The sequence below is a fragment of the Pseudacidovorax sp. RU35E genome, assembly GCF_900156165.1.
Classification (GTDB): Bacteria; Pseudomonadota; Gammaproteobacteria; order Burkholderiales; family Burkholderiaceae_C; genus Xenophilus.
Genome location: NZ_FTMY01000001.1, coordinates 559,767 through 577,575, shown reverse-complemented (window position 1 = coordinate 577,575; position 17,809 = coordinate 559,767). Strand labels below are relative to the sequence as shown.

Below are 17,809 nucleotides of genomic sequence, written 5' to 3'. Positions count from 1 at the left end.
AAAGGAAGCAGGAGGAAGGGGAATGGGTCGGTGTCGCTAGGCGTCTCCTTCCCAGGTGATGGCCCGGATGGCGTCCACCGTGGCCGCGGCGGCGATGGCATCGCGCAGCGCCTGCCGGCGCCCGATCAGCTGCTGACTGGCCGCCATCCAGGCTTGCACGTTCTCGAGCGTTTTCTGCCGCAGCTCGGCGGGCTCGATCCCGCGCGCTGCGGCCAGGCCGTCGAGGTACGGGGTCGGCGCTGCCGGGTCGGCTGCCCACGCGAGCGCCTCGCTCTGCTGGATGGGCCAGGTCAGCCGCTCGGAGGCCGGATAGCCTTCCGTGAGCGCCTGGCTCGCGCGCTCGAAGGCAGCATTGACGGCGTCGAGCTGCTCGGCGCGTAGATCGGCCAGGGTGAGCACCAGGGCCCACACCTTGGCGACCGGGTCGAACGTGTGACGCGGCGACGGCGCGGGCGGGATCAGCTGGAAGGTCTGGCTGTCCGCCGCCCACCAGGCATTGACCGTGAGCGGCGCGACGCCGGCCAGCACACGGCCGCCCGCTGGCGGGGACAGCAGCTGAGGCTCGGCCGTCTGCCCATAGGAGCGCACGAGGCCGTGCTCGTCCACCACGGTGTAATTGATGACGTCCATCAGGCTTTCTTGCAGATGTGGAGAACGAGGTTCACGACCTGGCCATTGGGCGAATAGGGGGGCGGGCCCCAGTCGGAGCCGCCGTTTGCATAGCCACCCCGCCAAAGGTCCTGCGCGGAAATCTGCACGCCGTAGGAGCCCGGGCCGAGGTCCCACATGCGCAGCAGGTTCTGTGAGCCGCTGTCGGCCGCCATGGCGTAGTTGCCGCTGTGCGTGCGCAGCAGCGAGAAGACGGGGCCTGCGTGCTGATTCGTGGCGTGGCAGGCGACTCGCCAGTTCTGCCCGGCGGGCACTGCGAAATTCACCTGCACGTAATCGGCGCCCACGGCCGCCAACGATGTGTTGATGGCACCACCACGCACGTTCAGCGTGTCGATCACGTCCACCTGATTGATGGTCAGGCCGCCCGTGTCGAGGTTGAAGCCGGGGCCCCAAAGGCGCATCCAGCCGGAGGGGCCGTGCATCTGCAAGCCCATGTTGGGGCCGTTGATTTCGGCCATCACCTGCCCATCGGAGCCGCGACGTGCGAGCAACCAGCCCCATTGCCCGTCCCCGTACCATTTCCCGTAGCTGCGGGCATAGCCCCAGTTCTCGCCGCCCTCGCCGTTGATGCCGCCCATGACGTCGAGGCGGCCCGTGTAGACCTGGCCCAGGTTGGCCGTGAGCGCCGCCAGCTGCTGCACGCTGATGGAGCGGGCCAGGATCGAGCCATCGAGGTACATGTCCCCGCGGAATCCCAATGCGCCCGTACCGCCCACCGTGCCGATGGTGAACACCGGTTTATCGGCGTAGCCCGGAGACGTGATGGAAAACACGTCGGTCAAAAATGCCATGCGGCTGGTCTGGCCGTCGTTGTCGTTCAACATGCCGCTGATGCGGCCGCCGACGTCGAGGCGGAACGTGTACCGCGCGAGCGCTTTGCCTGCCGTGTCGGCAGTTACCGACAGGCTCTGTTCGATGGAGGCAGTCTTGCCATCGACGCCATCCGCACGCGCCTGCAGCGCCGTGACGCTGGCGGCTTGTGCGCTCAGCTGGCCGTCGTGCTGCTGGGTCTTGGCTTCGAGCGACTGCACCGCGCTGGCGGTGGGCCCGATGCGCGCATCCGTCACCTCGTCCCAGCCCGCGCCGTTGTAGCGGCTCAGCCGGTTGTTGTTGGCCGTGTCGACCCACAGCGCGCCCACCGGCAGCCCCGAGCCAGCGAAGTTCGTCGGCGTCTCGACTGCCTGATAGGCCGTGGCCTGGCTGCCCACCTCGATCTGCGCTCCGAACACGTAGTAGCTGCCCGGCGTCAGGTTGACGTCCATGAAGCGGAAGGTGTCCGCCTCCGTCGTCATCGCTGCCGTGATCCGCCGATATGTCCCATCGACCGTCACCACGCCATCGGCGCCGAGATACCGGTCGTTGACGTCGATCACCAGCTGCTTCGACGTTCCATCCGCCGTGCGAATCCACAGCCCGTAGGCGTAGCTCAGGCCCGGGGTTCCGCCATCGTGGCCGTCCTTGGCGACCCGCAGAATCCTCTCCTGATCCGCCGTCACCTTCATGACGCCGCCTGCACTGCCGTCCGGTGCGCGCTCATTGGGGTCAAGCCAAGTCGCCCCGCCGAAGCCGTACCACATGCCGCCGCGGCCCGATGAGTTGTAGTCGAACAGGTTGCGCTTGACGCCCCGCATGGCGGGTTGCGTCGCCTGGCGGAACACCGGCACGCCGCCATCTGTGTCGAGCTGGGCGAGCCCCGTCTGCAGCTCGCTGGTGAGCGACACGAGACTGCGGCTCTGACTGGTCAGCGTGCCGTTGATGCTGCTGACGTCCGACTGCAGGCCGGAGATAGCGCCGGCATTGGCCGAGCCTACGCCCTCGGCCGAGCCGATGCGGCTGCCCAGGCTTGCCAGCTGGCCGCTGTGGCTGCTGATCGTGCCTTCGGCCTGCGTCACCTTCGCATCGGTGGCGGCGAGCGCGGAGGCCGACGCCTTGCCATCGAGCGCGGCCTGCTGCTGGTCCAGGCGCTGGGCCTGCGCGGTCAGCGCGCCGTTGATACTGCTCACGTCCGACTGCAGGCCCGAGACAGCGCCTGCGTTGGCCGAGCCCACGCCCTCGGCCGCGCCGATGCGGTTGCCCAGGCTCACCAGCTGGCCGCTGTGGCTGCTGATCTGGCCGTCCTGCTGCTGCGTCTTGGCTTCGAGCGACTGCACCGCGCTGGCGGTGGGCCCGATGCGCGCGTCCGTCACCTCGTCCCAGCCAGCGCCGTTGTAGCGGCTCAGCCGGTTGTTGTTGGCCGTGTCCACCCACAGCGAACCCACCGGCAGCCCCGAGCCAGCGAAGTTCGTCGGCGACACGACATCCTGATAGGCCGTCGCCTGGCTGCCCACCTCGATCTGCGCTCCGAAGAGGTAGTAGCTGCCCGCAGGCAGATTCAAGTCGAGGAAGCGGTAATAGTTCCAGTTCGTTGCGAGCGTCGCGGAAATACGCTGATAAGCGGGGCCGAGCTGATGCACGCCGTCGTCACCGAAGAACACATCGTTGACGTCGACGGCGAGCGCCTTCTGCGAACCATCAGCCGTCCGAATCCACAGGCTGTAGCTGTACGAGACATCAGGCACACCGTCGTCATATCGACCGACGGCAACCCGCACCACGTCAGCGACGGCCATCGTGACCTTGAGCACTCCCGGGCCGCTGCCGTCCGGCGCTTGCTCGTTCGCGTCGACCACCCACGAGGCCGCACCCACCGAGTGCCAAGGCCCCGCACGCCCCGAGGAGTTCACGTCGAACAGGTTGCGCTTGACGCCCGTGACAGTGGGCTGCCTGCCCTGGCGGAACACCGGCACGCCGCCATCGGCACCCACCTGGGCGAGCCCCGTCCGCAGCTCGCTGGTGAGCAACACGATGCTGCGGCTCTGGCTGGACAGCGCGCCGTTGATGTTGCCCACGTCCGACTGCAGGCCGGAGATAGCGCCGGCATTGACCGAGCCCACGCCCTCGGCCGCGCCGATGCGGCTGCCCAGGCTTGCCAGCTGGCCGCTGTGGCTGCTGATCGCGCCTTCGGCCTGCGTCACCTTGGCATCGGTGGCGGCGAGCGCGGAGGCGGACGCCTTGCCGTCGATGGCAGCCTGCTGCTGGTCCAGGCGCTGGGCCTGCGCCGTCAGCGCGCCGTTGATGCTGCCCACGTCCGACTGCAGGCCCGAGACAGCGCCCGCATTCGCGGCACCCACGCCCTCGGCGGCACCGATGCGATTGCCCAGGCTCACCAACTGCCCGCTGTGGCTGCTGATCGTGCCTTCGGCCTGCGTCACCTTGGCATCGGTGGCGGCGAGCGCGGAGGCCGATGCCTTGCCGTCGAGCGCGGCCTGCTGCTGGTCCAGGCGCTGGGCCTGCGCGGTCAGCGCGCCGTTGATGCTGCCCACGTCCGACTGCAGGCCCGACACAGCGCCCGCGTTGGCCGAGCCCACACCCTCGGCGGCGCCGATGCGGCTGCCCAGGCTTGCCAGCTGGCCGCTGTGGCTGCTGATCGCGCCTTCGGCCTGCGTCACCTTGGCATCGGTGGCAGCGAGCGCCGAGGCCGACGCCTTGCCATCGAGCGCGGCCTGCTGATGGTCCAGACGCTGGGCCTGCGCGGTCAGCGCGCCGTTGATGCTGCCCACGTCCGACTGCAGGCCCGAGACAGCGCCCGCGTTGGCCGAGCCCACGCCCTCGGCGGCGCCGATGCGGTTGCCCAGGCTCACCAGCTGCCCGCTGTGGCTGCTGATCTGGCCGTCCTGCTGCTGCGTCTTGGCTTCGAGCGACTGCACCGCGGTGGCCGTGGGGCCGATGCGCGCGTCCGTCACCTCGTCCCAGCCTGCACCGTTGTAGCGGCTCAGCCGGTTGTTGTTGGCGGTGTCCACCCACAGCGAACCCACCGGCAGCCCAGAGCCCGCGAAGTTCGTCGGCGAAACGACATCCTGATAGGCCGTGGCCTGGCTGCCCACCTCGATCTGCGCGCCAAAGAGGTAGTAACTGCCCGCGGGCAGCTGCAAATCCATGAAGCGGTAGCCATTCGCAGACGTCACACCGGTGGCGACGACTCGGCGGTAACCACCATCGATCACCGGCACGCCGCCATCCGACCAGTCTGCGTCGTTGAGGTCGAGCAGCAGCGGCTTCGGCAAGCCATCCGCAGAACGGATGAACACCGAATAGGTGTAAGTCTCTCCCGGGGTGCCTTCGTAGTAGAAGCCGGCGGAGACGCGAAACTCTGTCTTGGAGGAGGTCGTGACCTTCATGACGCCGAGGCCGCTGCCATCGGGGGCGCTCTCGCTCGGATCAATCGTCCAGTCGCCCACGAAGTAATCCCATGGGTGGGCGCGACCCGAGGAATTTCCGTTCAGCAGATTGCGCTTGATGCCAGTGATAGCAGGCTGTGAGGACTGCCGGAACACGGGCACCCCGCCATCCGCATCGAGCTGGGCGAGCCCCGTCTGTAGCTCGCTGGACAGCGACACGATGCTGCGGCTCTGGCTGCTCAGCGCGCCGTTGATGCTGCTCACATCGGACTGCAGGCCGGAGATAGCGCCGGCATTGGCCGAGCCCACGCCCTCGGCGGCGCCGATGCGGCTGCCCAGGCTTGCCAGCTGGCCGCTGTGACTGCTGATCGCGCCTTCGGCCTGCGTCACCTTGGCATCGGTGGCGGCAAGCACGGAGGCCGACGCCTTGCCGTCGAGCGCGGCCTGCTGCTGGTCCAGGCGCTGGGCCTGCGCGGTCAGCGCGCCGTTGATGCTGCTCACGTCCGACTGCAGGCCCGAGACAGCGCCCGCGTTCGCGGCGCCCACGCCTTCGGCTGCACCGATGCGATTGCCCAGGCTCACCAACTGCCCGCTGTGACTGCTGATCGTGCCTTCGGCCTGCGTCACCTTGGCATCGGTGGCAGCGAGCGCGGAGGCCGACGCCTTGCCATCGAGCGCGGCCTGTTGCTGGTCCTGGCGCTGGGCCTGCGCTGTCAACGCGCCGTTGATGCTGCTCACGTCCGACTGCAGGCCCAAGACAGCGCCCGCGTTCGCGGCGCCCACGCCCTCGGCCGCGCCGATGCGGTTGCCCAGGCTCACTAGCTGACCGCTGTGGCTGCTGATCTGGCCGTCCTGCTGCTGCGTCTTGGCTTCGAGCGACTGCACCGCGCTGGCGGTGGGCCCGATGCGCGCGTCCGTCACCTCGTCCCAGCCTGCACCGTTGTAGCGGCTCAGCCGGTTGTTGTTGGCCGTGTCGACCCATAGCGAGCCCACCGGCAGCCCCGAGCCAGCGAAGTTCGTCGGCGTCTCGACTGCCTGATAGGCCGTGGCCTGGCTGCCCACCTCGATCTGCGCTCCGAACACGTAGTAGCTGCCCGGCGTCAGGTTGACGTCCATGAAGCGGAAGGTGTCCGCCTCCGTCGTCATCGCTGCTGTGATGCGCCGATATGTCCCATCGACCGTCACCACACCATCAGCGCCGAGATACCGATCGTTGACGTCGATCACGAGTTGCTTCGACGAGCCATCCGCCGTTCGGATCCACAGCCCGTAGGCGTAGGCCATACCGGGCGCGCCGCCCTCGTGACCGTCTTTGGCAACGCGCAGGATCTGCTCCTGAGCCACCGTCACCTTCATGACGCCGCCCGAGCTTCCATCGGGAGCCAGCTCGTTGGGGTCGAGCCAGGTCAGCCCATTGAACCCGTACCACAAGCCCCCGCGGCCCGATGAGTTGTAGTCGAACAGGTTGCGTTTGACGCCAGTGACAACCGGCTGCATGGCCTGGCGGAACACCGGCACGCCGCCATCTGTGTCGAGCTGGGCGAGCCCCGTCTGCAGCTCGCTGGTGAGCGACACGATGCTGCGGCTCTGGCTGGTCAGCGTGCCGTTGATGCTGCTCACATCGGACTGCAGGCCGGAGATAGCGCCGGCATTGGCCGAGCCCACGCCCTCGGCGGCGCCAATGCGGCTACCCAGGCTTGCCAGCTGGCCGCTGTGACTGCTGATCGCGCCTTCGGCCTGCGTCACCTTGGCATCGGTGGCGGCGAGCGCCGAGGCCGACGCCTTGCCGTCGAGCGCGGCCTGCTGCCGGTCCAGGCGCTGGGCCTGCGCCGTCAGCGCGCCGTTAATGCTGCTCACGTCCGACTGCAGGCCCGAGACAGCGCCCGCGTTCGCGGCGCCCACGCCTTCGGCTGCGCCGAGCCTTGACGCGACGCCCGACAACTGCGCGGCCTGCGCGGTAAACGCGTCTTCCGTCTGCTGGATTCGGGTGGAGTGATCCTGTACCTGGGCAGCGATCCCCGCCACGGCCTCGCCGATAGAGGCGTAGTTACCCACGAGCTGCCAGAACGCGGCGTCCGGGGGCGGATTGCCCTGCGTTGCGGCCGTGGACCGGTAGAGCTTGCCCTCGGCCTTGGCCATCTCGCCCACCGCGTAAGCGTGGGCGGGGTCGTAGTCGCCCACGCCCAGGATGTCGCCGAGCTGGGCATGCACCGAGTCAATGGACGCCTGCAGCGCGGCGGCGGACTGCTGGATGGCCGCGTTGCGCGCCACGGCCTCGGCCCCGAGCGCGGCGGCGCGGCTTTGCGCCTCCTGCGCGATGGCAGCGGCGCGGGCCTGCGCCTCGGCCGCGGCAGCGGCGCCGACGTCGCCGGCACGGGCGGCCGCCTCGGCGGCCAGCGCCTGCGCGCGCTGCGCGGCTTCCGCGGCGAGCGCCTGCGTGTTGCGCTGCGCCTCGGCAGCGACCGCAGCCGTGATCGCGGCGGCCTGAGCCTGCGCCTCGGCCGCAAGGTCGGCCGCGCTCTGCTGGGCCGCGGCAATGATGGCCTGCGCGCGGTTCTGCGCCTCGGCGGCGACCGCCTGGGCCCAGCTGCGGTTCGTGTCCGTCAGGTCCTGCTGCAGCAGCTCGAAGGCATCCCCGAGCTGCTTGTCCAGCACGTCGAGGGCGCTCTCGATCAGCTGATCGACCGTCACGTCCACTGCGCCCGGCACACCCAGGTTGCCGGCGACGTCCACGGCCGCCACCCAGTAGCGCGCCGCGCCCACCTGGCCCTGCAGGGAGAAGGACGTGCCCACGGCCTGGCCGACCGGATCGGCCGTCTCCCATGCTTCTCCCTTGCGCACCACGTAGCGCGAAATCGGCTGCGTGGTGCGGCAGTCTGCCCACCGCAGCTGCACAAACTGCATGGTCAGCTCGAACTGCGGAACCACTGTCGCAGGCGGGAGGATGGCGATGCCGGCGGAAATCGGCGAGGACCACCGGCCGGTCATGGACCGATGGGCCGCCCACACGTTCTGCGCGCCTGCAGGGAACCACCCAAGCGATGCGGTCAGGGCGCGGCCGTCAAAGCGCACGTCAGCGGCAGCAGCCGGCCAGGTGTCGCCGCGGCGCACCTGTGTGCCGTCCCACTCCAGCTGATCGAGGCCCACCGGGGCACCCCAGCGCGCGCGGATGCCGTCCTCTGCCACCCACAGGGCCAGGCCCTGCACCTCGGCCGGGTTGCCCGTGTTGCCTTCGAGCGTGTGGCCCGCATAGACCCAGGCCGACGCCGTGAAGGTCGTTTCAAAGCGCGCGCGCACCGAGTAGACGCTGCCTACATCCAGCCCGAGCAGAAAGGTTTCGACCGCGTCGCCGGGCAGCTCGACGTCGTTCCAGGCCGCAACGTCCAGGCCGTCAACCTGGCCCGGGTCGGTCGCGCCTGCGCGCCACTGCACCCGCACCCGGCCGCCATGGATCACGTAGGAGCTGGTCGAAGGGGCCCAGCTGACGCGCGCGCGCACCATGGCCCCCGCCACCTGCTGCACGATCTGCTCGGGACCACTCTCGACGCGCAGGTTCTGCGGCGGTGCAGGCGGCGCGTAGGGATTGGGAAGGTTGGAATTCGGCGCGGCATCGGCCAGCACCTCGTCGGCCGTGTCGTAGAAGGCCGGGACGTCTTCCTGCACCTCCAGCGTCAGCGGCGCCGTGCGGCTGTAGCGCCAGTCCGTCACGATGAAGGCCTTATCCTCGAAGCCGAGGAAGGCAGAGGACAGGAGCACGCGGTCCCCGGGCTGCAGGTGCCAAGCCAGCATCTTGGGGAAGATCTGCAGCACCAGGCCGCCGCGGCTGCGTTCCACGGCCACGCGCGCGAGCTGGTGGCAACGCACATGGGCGCCCGTGAAGGGCAGCGCCATGTCCAGAATCTTGGCGTGCGGATCGAGCGCGAGGAATGTCTCGTTCTGGTACTGCGCGAAATCCGAGCTGACGCCGTTCTGCGCCGCGTTCACATAGGTGCCGCGGGCCGTGTTGTAGACCCGCTCTCCTGGGTTGCCGGTCTGCACCACCACCGAGGGCTGCAGCATGTCGGCATCGCCCAGCACCAGAACCGGGGTGCTCCAGGCGCCGGCCTGAATCCGCCACACGCCGCCGCTTTGCATGCTGAATCCGGCCATGGCCTCTTCGAGCTGCTGGCGGGTGCTGTCGCGGTCCTGATCGCTGCGGAACATGCCGTCGCACACGTACAGGGCGCGGCTGCCGCCGAAGTTCACGGCGGCGCCTTCCGATCCGTCGTCCGCATCTGCGCCGTAGACCTCTTCATCGCAGGCATTCGCCGCGGCGATCAGCGCGGCCGTGTCGATCTGGTCCCAGCTCGCGCCGTAGCCCTGCTCCGACGTGATGAAGTCCGCGAGGCACAGCGCGGGATTGCGCGAGTAGCCGCGCTCCCCGGTGCGCACATCGAGGATCGACGCCTTCCCGCGCAGCTTGGCGGTGACGTTGGGCGGGCCGCCTTGGAAGCGGTCCATGATCTTGTTGACCGACACCACGGCATAGGTGAAGCCGGACAGCTTGTGATCAGCCGTCCACATGCCCGGGGCGCCGCCGATGGCGCTATTGCATTGGTCGATCAGCCACTGATCGGCCACGTCCACGCCACCGGGCGACAGGTGCACGCCCACGTGCACCATGGGCCCGTGGTCGTAGTCCATGAAGCCGCCGGGCTGCTTGAAGAACGTTTCGTTCGTGGTCCAGCCATCGGGCCCGGCCTGAATCGGGTCATCGTCGATGTAGAGCTCTTCGATGGCCTCGCAGGGGTGGGCCGCGAAGATCATGACGATGTGCGTCCACTGGGCACCGGCGCCCGTGGTGACCATGCCCACGATGGCACCACCCACACGCGCGGGCGAGCCGTAGACCACCGCATGGGGCGAATCGCTCTGCAGGAGCGTCAGGCGCCGATCCGCGAGGTTCGCGATGTCCTGCTGCAGCTTGTGCGCGGCCTCCTGCCGGGCCCGGCGCTTCTGCTGGCTGGTGGCGTGCATCGTGCTGGCGACGCTGACCACCGTCAGCGCGGCCGTGATGACGCTCCCCCATGTCATCGTCCCGACCGCGGCCGTGCCAAGCCAGGTATAGATGCCGCCGATGAACGTGGAGACAGGCTCCGCGTGTGCCGAGACGCTCGCAAGGGCAAGGCACAGCAGGAGCAGCGCGCGCATCACAGCGACCATGCGGCCTCCGCGCTGGTGATCGGCAGGAACTCCAGGCGATCCGTGCCCGGGGCCACCACATGGGCGCCGGTGCAGATGCCGAAGCTATAGCCGGACACCCGGCCCACCTTGGCGCCACTGCGGGCCAGCACTACGTCGCCGCGGCGCGCGGTCAGGCCAGGTCGCGCGGGCCCGAGCAGGAACTCGCCCGCCGCAATGAACGAGGCGCGGGCATCGGCGCCGCCGCCGGCCTGGCGCACAAAGCGCAGCGCGCGCAGCAGGCTGCCGCCATCCAGCGGCGCGCCCTCCCCGCGCAGCGGGGCCAGGGCATCGTGACCGGTGCGGGCCTTGACCCAGTCGGCCGCCACGTGGGCGCAATCGTGCTGGAAATACTCGAAGGGAATCGCGCGCCGCGCGTTCACGAAATCGTCTAACTCTGTCACCGGTAGCCCAGCATGTTGCGGATGTACATATAGGCCTGATAGGCCCGGCTCGCGTAGACCGTCGGGTTGCCGATGAGGCCCTGCAGGTACTCGAAGCCACGCTCACCGGGGAAGCGGCGAGCGTGCTGCGTGTGGTTCATGCGCAGGCTCGATGGGTTGCTGCGCACGTCGTAGCTCAGGGTCCGGCACGTCATGCCGATGACGCCTGAGGACCCGCCGGAGGACCCATCGCCCGAGTCCTGACGGTCAATGCGCATCTGGTCCATCACGCCCGCGAAGCGCAGCACCGGCGCGCCATTGATCTGCAGCGTGTGCGCATCGACCATGGCGACCCACACCCGGACGGGCCGGTCGCGGTATTCGTGCGGGTCCCTCAGCGCGAAGGCGCGCATATCCAGCGGCACAGGCGACAGGCTCAGCTGCAGTTTTTCCGCGCCGCCGTCGTCGCTCTCGTGGATCTCGCCCACCTGGCCCAGGTTGCCAAGGCCCTTCCACGTGTAGCCCATGACCTCGACGTCCATCGGCCACGTTGTCAGGCGCAGGACGCCCGTGGTGGGCCGCAGCTCGACGAGGGCCAGCTCGCCATAGGCAGCAGCCCCGGCGAGCGCGGCAAAGCTGGCGTCAATGCCGACGGTCATTCCCAGCTCTCCATGAGGTCCAGGCTGTGCCCACCCTCGAAGGGGTTCCACTCGCCGGGCGTGGCCTTCCAGCTGGCATCGCCGCTGCTGCGGCGCATGAGACAGGTCGGACGGTCCCACAGCACGGGCGCACCGGCAGGCACGGACGCGCGCAGGGGCGGCGCGAACTCAACGGTCAGCTGATTGGCTGCGACCGTTGCGCTCGACTGCACGTGCAGCAGCTGGCGGGCCGGGCCCTCGCTGTCCTGGCCGACCCCGATCCAATCCCCGATCAGCAGCGTGCGGCCGTTCTGGCCGGCGCTGACATCGAGCACCATGGACGAGGCACCAGCAGGTGCGCGGGCAGCGGCCCGCCACTCGCCGCGGGCGGTACCGCGGGGCTCGGGGTTGCCGAAGTCCCACACGGCCAGGCGGTTGACCTGGCCGGCGAGGGCATGCTGCAGGGCGCGCCATTGCGCGATCACCTCGGGGTCTTCCTCGCGCTCGTTGCTCACGATGGCGCACGTACGGCGCATCGGACCCAGCACCGCCACCTGCGTCGACCCGGTGTCGGGGTTGCTGCGCGACAGGTCGAAGGACCGGATGCCCCAGGTGATCGCGGCAATGTTCACCAGGTCGCTCAGTTGAACGATGCGGCTCATGTGGGGATCACTCCCCCGCGCTTGAGCTGCTCGGCGAACTGGCGCAGCGAGGCATTCACGATGGACTGCGTCGTCGCGATGATCGACGCCTTGTCCGAGCGCGAATCAATGTGGTTGTTCAGGACCGGCGCGAACGTGAGGCCAGCGCTCTGGGCATCGGGATCGGCGGCGCGGTTGTAGCGGGCCGGGGTGATCTTCTCGCCCTTGTGGACCACCGCGAGCATGTCCTGCGGCACGTAGTTGGTGCCCGTGTCCATGCGCGGGGCGTTCATGAGGGCGCTCACGTCGAAACCCTTCGCTGCGCCCAGGCCAGCCACGGCGCCATCGAGTCCCGCCTGCGTGGCGGCGCTGTAGCCTCCACCGCTCACCAGCCCGAGCACGCCACCGAGGGCCTTGAGCGTGGAGCCGAACATGCCCGAGCCCGATCCGCCCTGCACGAGGTCGCCGAACATCGCGCGGGACAGCGAAGCCGCGGCGGCCTCTGCGGCCATGCGTAGCAGCAGCTGCAGCCAGGCTTTGCCGATGTTGTCGAATTGGCCCGTGACGGCGTCATACAGGCCCTGGCCGATCTGGTCCTGAATGTTGCCGGCCGCGCGCTTGGCGAACTCGTCGGCCTCGGTGCCGAGACTCTTGAGCGCCTTCTCGCCCTCCTGATAGGCACCCCATGCACCGGCGACGGCGCGCGTGTACGTCTCCTGATCCAGGGCGCCCGAGGCCAACAGGCCATTGAGCTTCTCGACCTCGGCCGCGTAGGACTCCAGGGGCGTGCGCACCTGATCCATGATGCGGCGGCCCTCTTCGAGCTGTTTCTGCCAGGCGCTTTCGCGCTCGGTGCGTTCCTTCTCTTCGCGCTTCGTGCGGTCCTTGCGTTCCTCGGCCGCATCCAGCTCGGCGGCGGCGCGGAGTAGCTGCTGCTTGGCCGCCTCGGTGACGGTGCCGCCGTCATTGCGGATGCGCTGGATTTCGGCGAGCGTCTGCTCGACCTGGCTCAGCTGCTGGGCCTTCTCGACCTGCTTCGTGAGCGTTTCGAGGTAGCGCTTTGCGGCGGCCTCGGGGTCTTTCGTCTTCTCGTCCTTGCCGGCCTTGGCGCCGCCACCCGCGCCCGGGCCCTTGATGGCCGGCGCCTCGGCCTTCGACGGCAGCGGGGCGACCTCGTCGGCGAAGCCCTTGAGTGCACCGGACGCCTGCGCGGCGCGGGCCTGCGCCTCCGCGATTCGCGGGCGCAGCTTGTCGAGGTTGCGCTGGTTCTGCGCCACGTTCTCGCCGCGGGAAATGGCGGTCTGGTAACGCTCGGCCATCTCCACCAGGCGCGACACGTGCGCGGCGGCGCCGTCGGCCTCGGCCTTCATCTTGCCGAAGTCGTCCGTGCCCAGCACCAGGGCAATGCGGCTCTTCGCGTTGGCGAAGGTGATGAGGTTGGCGGCACCGCGGATCGCGGCCGTGGAAGCCGCGGTAAGCCAGCCCGTGAGCGTCTGGAATGCGGCTTTCGTCTCGTCGGACTCCAGGGTCCTATTGAGGCCCTCGACGGTGTCCTTGAGCTGCTTCATGGACCCGCTGTCGCCGGTCATGAGGCTGTCGATGTTGTTGCGCAGCGCGGCAATCGCGCCGCCGAACGTGTCGCGGGCGGCCTTGGCGGCGCCGCCATAGCTGGACTCCAGCGCCTGCAGGATGATCCCCTGCGCCTCGGCCGTCTTGCCCGTGGCCTCCAGCTGCTTGACCAGTTCCTTCTGGTCGTCTGTGAAGCGGAAACCCTGTTTCGACAGGGCGGTCAGCCCCTGGCTCGGGACGTCCAGCGCCTTGCCGATGGTCTCGGCGGACTGGTTGAGGTCCATCCCCAGCCGGGCCGACATGTCGATGACGGCCTGCATCGCGCGCGGCACCTGCTCGCCGACCACGCCCGTGTAACTCAGGAGGCGCGTCTGCGCCTTGTTGATATCGCCGTCACTGAAAACACTGTTCTTCTGCAGCTCCGACGCCATGTCGTTGAGCTGATCGAGCGACCAGCCGGCGGCCTCGCCCGTGGAGCGCAGCACGGCGGCGAGCTGCGCCTGCTCCTGCTCGGCATCACGGGTTTCGTTCAGAAACTTCGTCATGACGGTGGAGACGGACAGGCCCGCGAGCGCACCGGCGAACACGGCCTGCAGCGAGCCGATGCCGGAAATCACGCTGTCGACGTCGCGACTGAGGGAGTCGAAAGCCCCCTTCGTCGCGTTCTTGGCCGTCAGCAGGATGGAGATTTCAGCGGTCATCGCGCCGCCCTTCCCGTGCTCACCTGGGCAGTCATCGGCGTCTGTTGGCCTGGCTGGCCCGCGCGAGTGCGAGCACGTCCCGCCCCTTCGTGACGCGGCGCACCGAGCCCCCGCCGCTCACTGCACCAGGCACGGGCGAATCCGCCCACGGATCGGGCGCTATGAAGTCCGACGCGAGCCATGGCCGGCGCACACCCTTGCGGGTGGACGGGCCCTGATAGACCGCCGCCAGCAGCTGGGCATGCCGCAGCTGCGCCACACGGGGATGCAGCTGCTCCGCTTTCATGATGACTCGCCAATGCTCGAACTCCTGCGCACTCAGATTGCGGCCCACCAGGGCGGCCACCGTGCACCCCAGCAACTGCGCGAGCGTGTACGCGTCGCGCAGTGCGGGGTGCTCCCTCAGTTTTTTTCTGCGTCCTCCGCCGAGCCATTGAGCCGGCGCGCGACGTTGAACAGGTGCAGCACCTCGTCCCGGTGCCGCACGCCGAAGACGTTCCATTCGGCATAGGTCTTGAGGGGCTGGCCGTCCGCATCCAGCACCTGGCGGGCGAGCGTGCGCACGGTCTTTTCGACGGCCGCGCGGACAGCGGCGACCTGCTCGTCTTCGCCCGCGCGGGGCTTCTCGCGCGAGGCCAGGACGTCGTCGGCCAGAACCTCGGTGAAGAGCGCGCCGCGCACGATGACTGGGCCGAGGGTGGCCGAAGCGACCTCTTCGGCCGGAACGCCATCCGGCACGCCGGGTAACGACACGGCTCCCGCTGCACCGACCACGCCCATTGCCGCCGTCCGCGCGTCGGCTTCCTCCGCGACCGCATCGCGGACCCTTATTGACTTCGTCATTGCGTCAGTCCTCCCCGTCGGCGCCGGCCACGGTCGCCAGCGGGCCACGCACGTTGACCTTGATCGGCGTCGTCACGGGCTGACCCGACGCACCGCCCGGGGCCATCGAGGCACTCGGCATCCCCGCGAAAAGCAGCGTCGTGCCATCGGCCCAAGTGAAGCGCACGGCGCAGGTGCTGCGCGCGCGGGCCGCGGCCTTGAGCGCGACGAGCGCGGGATCGGTGGGCACCCACAGCGAGCCGAAGGAATACACGATGGGCGCCGGCTTGCCCGGGACCGAGTGATCGGGGCGCGGGTGAATGGTGTTGATCGCCACATCGGGCGCCTCGCCGCCGCTGGGCGTGATCTCCTGCAGCGTCTCAGCCTCGGCGCCGAAGGTGATCAATTGCACCGTCGAGCCTTCGGCGATTGAGCCGCGAAAGCCCGTCGAATCGACGCCATGCAGCGTGAAGCCGTCGGCGCTCGGGTCGGCCACCAGGCCCACGGCGTAGTCCAGCGCGCCGATGCCGCGCGTGCGCACGAACACCGCGGCGCCGGCCTCGAAGCCATGGCCGGCACATTGAATGAGGGTGGCGGCGCCCTTGGTGACGCCGGTGATGGCCTTGGCGGCGCCGCGGTCGGTCTGCACCGCGACGCTGACGTCCGCCCAGATTTGCACGTCCATGTGCGCTCCGATCAGGAAGGTTGATCCGGCGCCTCGCGCCGGAGAAGAAAGTAGGTGACGGTCCACAGCTGCTCACGCGCGGCCATGGGCGTTTCGCCACCGTCGAAAGGCATGTGTCGGCTCGCGAGCAGCCGCATGCGGTTGGCTTTGACGGCCTTGAACTGGGGCGAGCCGAGCACCCGCTCCAGCTGCAGGCCCAGCTGCCGCGCCTTCGCGGGTGCGTCCGCGTCGTCGGCGACCACGGCCCGCAGCAGCACGCGGAAGCGCCGCTGCTCGGCCCGGCCAGCGACCGGCGGGTCCACCTCTTCGCCCTGCTCGTGCTCACGGATCAGGACGGCGGGCAGCTGACCCGCGCCGAGGGCGCGGGCTCGGTCCAGAAAGACGTTGTCGCCAGCATCGGTGACACCGACCAGGCCGGCCCGCACCGCTTCGAGGATCTGTTGCTGTGCGTGCATGTCAGCGGCCCAGGTCGGCGGCTTGAGATAGACGGACCGTGACCCAGCCCGAGGCATCGGGCGTGAGGCCACCGGCCACGTACCACGTCACGCCGTCGATCACGAGCGCCGAGTCCATGGCGAGGCTCGGCGCCTTCGCCAGGTCGAAAGAGGCCGTGGGCCCGGTGGACTCGACCATGCCGTCGAAGACAGCCGGCATGCGCTCGAAGACGACGCCGAAGGGCTCGCCGCCGTCGACCTGGGCGACGGCGTTCGCCAGCAGCGCCGCTGCGCCGCCATTTACCAGGCGTTCGATGCCCGCGAAGGGAGCAACGATGTTCACGATGCCGTGTCCGCTCAGGTCCGCTTCGCGCGCAGCAGCATGCCCGGGCGAGTGCACATGAACAGGGGATAGCTGTAGATCTCGGGCCGCACCCAGGCTTGGCGTTCCTTGTCCTCGACCACGATGGCATAGACATCCTGGCCGGGCGTGTTCACGAACGGCAGGAACTCGGCCGGCGAGAACGCCTGCACGAAGGCGCCCGGGGCGTTCACGGGGAAGAACTTGCATTTGTCGGTGCCGATGGCCACCGTGGCGTTGTCGTCGGTGCCGCGGTAGTTGATCCAGGTGATGTCGCCATAGGTGAACGAACTGAACACCCGACCCACGGCGCCGCGCAGGTCGGCGGCCTCCTGCTGGTTCAAGTAGGTACTGCGGACCTCGGCGTGGCTGGTGAGCTGGTCGAAGAACGCATCGCCGCACAGGCCCACCACGGACGTCTGCGGATTCCACGCACCCTGCGCGGCCCGCTGCATGCTGCGCACCACCTGATTGCACTTCGTGCGCACGGCGCCGGATTGCGGGTTGGCGGCGTCGAGGTCGAAATCGATCTCGCCCGGCTGCTGAATGCCGAAGGCGTCGAACCAGTTCCAGAGCGTGGAGCCGTCAGCGTCGACCACCACGCCCTGGATCGCGCCCAAGCGCATGTTCTCGTGCGTGAGGTCGACGGCGGCGCGCAGGCCCGTCTCGCCGCTCATGATCTCGGCCACCTCGTTCTGCACCATCTGCAGCTCGCTGTCCGTGCCGAAGGCCCGGATGCCGTCGATTTCGTGCGCGTAGAGCGTGTGCCCGCGGGCGATGCGGACGGTGCGGAAGTCGCGAAGGTTGCGCTTCTCGCGCTCGCCTTCGCTAATCGGGGCTCCGCGCTCGCTGGTCTGGATCAGCGACAGCACGCCGCCCTTGTCCTCGACCGACACCGTGGGCGTGCGCACGCGCTTGGTCGTGAACAGGTTCAGCGAGCCGAGGAAGTTGGGTTTGTAGGGAGCGCGCTGCACCGCGGCCGACATCTCGACCATGTGGAATGCGCGCTGACGGAAGACGTCCATGTGGGCCATCTGGGTTCCTTTTGTGATGGAAGAGAGAAGCCGCGCGGGATCAGCGCGCGACGATGCCGAGGGCGGCGAGTTGGGCCAGGGCGGCGGCCTTCTCGGGAGCGCCGATGCCATCGGGCCAGGCCAGGGCGGCGCCGTGGACCTCGGTGTCGCGGCTGTTCACGACGCCCGGACGGTCGCCCGCGGTGGCGTCGACGGCGTCGAAGAGGACGGCAGCAGCGGTCTCGCTACCGTCATGGGCGGCCGGGTCAAGGACGGTGAACTTGCCCGAGGCGGTGACCTTGCCCAGCACGGCGCCAGCCGGATAGACGGCGCTGGCCACGAGGGTGACGGTGTCGCGCGAGCGAGTGCCGTTGGCCTCGCTGACAAGGTGCTCGGCCGCGTGGCGGCCTTCAACGAAAACGGTCATGGGAAATGACTCCAGAAGGGGAATGA

The 17,809-nt window shown here is 69.1% G+C and carries 13 protein-coding genes; all 13 read right to left on the bottom strand.

Going from position 1 to position 17,809, the window contains the following annotated elements; all coding sequences use genetic code 11:
• Positions 1-36: 36 nt before the first annotated feature.
• The 13 genes from BXA03_RS02530 to BXA03_RS02470 are packed head-to-tail and all read right to left on the bottom strand — an operon-like array spanning position 37 to position 17,783.
• A complete protein-coding gene (locus BXA03_RS02530) occupies positions 37-630 on the bottom strand; it encodes a hypothetical protein (protein ID WP_076503580.1) in 594 nt (197 codons plus the stop codon).
• Complete coding sequence (locus BXA03_RS02525; RefSeq protein WP_076503579.1) at positions 630-10,091, bottom strand: hypothetical protein; 9,462 nt, start codon at positions 10,089-10,091, stop codon at positions 630-632. Before BXA03_RS02525 ends, BXA03_RS02530 begins: the two co-directional genes overlap by 1 nt.
• A complete protein-coding gene (locus tag BXA03_RS02520; RefSeq protein WP_159444697.1) occupies positions 10,079-10,513 on the bottom strand; it encodes a DUF6950 family protein in 435 nt (144 codons plus the stop codon). The genes BXA03_RS02525 and BXA03_RS02520 overlap by 13 nt, the downstream gene beginning before the upstream one ends.
• Positions 10,510-11,151, bottom strand: a complete 642-nt coding sequence (locus tag BXA03_RS02515; protein ID WP_076503577.1) for a hypothetical protein — start codon at positions 11,149-11,151, stop codon at positions 10,510-10,512. Before BXA03_RS02515 ends, BXA03_RS02520 begins: the two co-directional genes overlap by 4 nt.
• Positions 11,148-11,792, bottom strand: a complete 645-nt coding sequence (locus BXA03_RS02510) for a hypothetical protein (protein WP_076503576.1) — start codon at positions 11,790-11,792, stop codon at positions 11,148-11,150. The genes BXA03_RS02515 and BXA03_RS02510 overlap by 4 nt, the downstream gene beginning before the upstream one ends.
• Positions 11,789-14,041 (bottom strand): phage tail length tape measure family protein, encoded by a 2,253-nt coding sequence (locus BXA03_RS26980; RefSeq protein ID WP_076503575.1) that lies wholly within the window; start codon positions 14,039-14,041, stop codon positions 11,789-11,791. The genes BXA03_RS02510 and BXA03_RS26980 overlap by 4 nt, the downstream gene beginning before the upstream one ends.
• Positions 14,042-14,072: 31 nt before the next feature.
• The gene (locus tag BXA03_RS02500) at positions 14,073-14,387 is read right to left on the bottom strand and encodes a hypothetical protein (protein ID WP_143476192.1); all 315 of its coding nucleotides are present in this window, start codon (positions 14,385-14,387) and stop codon (positions 14,073-14,075) included.
• A gap of 56 nt (positions 14,388-14,443) precedes the next feature.
• Positions 14,444-14,884, bottom strand: coding sequence for a hypothetical protein (locus tag BXA03_RS02495; protein ID WP_143476191.1), 441 nt, complete (start codon positions 14,882-14,884; stop codon positions 14,444-14,446).
• Positions 14,885-14,888: 4 nt separating this feature from the next.
• On the bottom strand, positions 14,889-15,548 hold the full coding sequence (locus BXA03_RS02490) for a phage tail tube protein (RefSeq protein WP_076503572.1): 660 nt from the start codon (positions 15,546-15,548) through the stop codon (positions 14,889-14,891).
• Between the two features lie 11 nt (positions 15,549-15,559).
• The gene (locus BXA03_RS02485; protein ID WP_076503571.1) at positions 15,560-16,003 is read right to left on the bottom strand and encodes a hypothetical protein; all 444 of its coding nucleotides are present in this window, start codon (positions 16,001-16,003) and stop codon (positions 15,560-15,562) included.
• A gap of 1 nt (position 16,004) precedes the next feature.
• The gene (locus BXA03_RS02480) at positions 16,005-16,325 is read right to left on the bottom strand and encodes a head-tail joining protein (RefSeq protein WP_143476190.1); all 321 of its coding nucleotides are present in this window, start codon (positions 16,323-16,325) and stop codon (positions 16,005-16,007) included.
• Positions 16,326-16,339: 14 nt separating this feature from the next.
• Positions 16,340-17,377, bottom strand: a complete 1,038-nt coding sequence (locus tag BXA03_RS02475; RefSeq protein WP_076503569.1) for a major capsid protein — start codon at positions 17,375-17,377, stop codon at positions 16,340-16,342.
• Positions 17,378-17,417: 40 nt separating this feature from the next.
• A complete protein-coding gene (locus BXA03_RS02470; RefSeq protein WP_076503568.1) occupies positions 17,418-17,783 on the bottom strand; it encodes a head decoration protein in 366 nt (121 codons plus the stop codon).
• Positions 17,784-17,809 lie beyond the last annotated feature (26 nt).